This window comes from Vibrio ruber DSM 16370, assembly GCF_900163965.1.
Taxonomy (GTDB): domain Bacteria; phylum Pseudomonadota; class Gammaproteobacteria; order Enterobacterales; family Vibrionaceae; genus Vibrio; species Vibrio ruber.
On the sequence record NZ_FULE01000070.1, the window covers coordinates 1 to 792 of the forward strand.

Here is a 792-nt window from a genome sequence, read left to right on the forward strand (position 1 = left end):
CAGAAAATTCTTATATTGAGCGTTTTAATCGAACCTACCGAACGGAAATTCTGGATATGTATGTTTTTAAAACGCTGAATGAAGTCCGGGATTTGACAGAAAACTGGATGAGGGAATACAACGAAGAAAGGCCACATGACTCACTAAATGATCTCACGCCTTGGGAGTATTTGGAAAGACACGACAGCAGGAAAAACTCTAACTTATCGTGCCATTAAAACTGGGATGGTTACATCTGCATCGAAATTTGGGCACCAATCACAACCTAAATCAACCGCTTTTGCTTGAATTTGATCTTCTATACAAGCTGGATGATCTTGTTGAAACCCAAATCGATGATATAAGTGCTGACAGGGGAACACATACCTATCAACTTCTATTTCTTGTGTGATAGTTGGCTCGTCTATAATTCTAATTGACAAGGATAGACCACCAATTTTTTCGATTTCAGCGTTAAACGGATCATCGATAACCGTTTGACAATAAGCCTTTGAATCTCGACAAGACTGAGATTTAAGGTAACAGTTAAGAACATCTACAATATGATAACTAGAAGGAACTAAATAACTGATCCTAATTATGCTCCACTCTCATCAAACCATAACCGCTACCGGGAAATGGTGAAACGTTATCCATAAAGTAACGTACCCGCTGCAATAATTGCCACATCGTTTTACACTGATGGTTCCGGGTCACTGTTTCATGCAAAGCGTGCCAAAGCTTCTCTATCTTGTTCACCCACGGAGAATAAACCGGCTGAAACAGTAGAATAAACTTGGGATTTAACTTCAG

At 39.4% G+C, this 792-nt stretch carries 1 protein-coding gene and 1 pseudogene; one reads left to right on the top strand and one right to left on the bottom strand.

The features are described 5' to 3' along the window. Positions 1–218 (top strand): integrase core domain-containing protein (locus VR7878_RS19695; protein WP_139343999.1); only part of this gene is annotated, 218 nt, incomplete at its 5' end. Between the two features lie 355 nt (positions 219–573). Here the strand turns inward: VR7878_RS19695 and VR7878_RS19705 are convergent. After that, a pseudogene (locus VR7878_RS19705) lies at positions 574–792 on the bottom strand (IS630 family transposase); the annotation flags it as partial.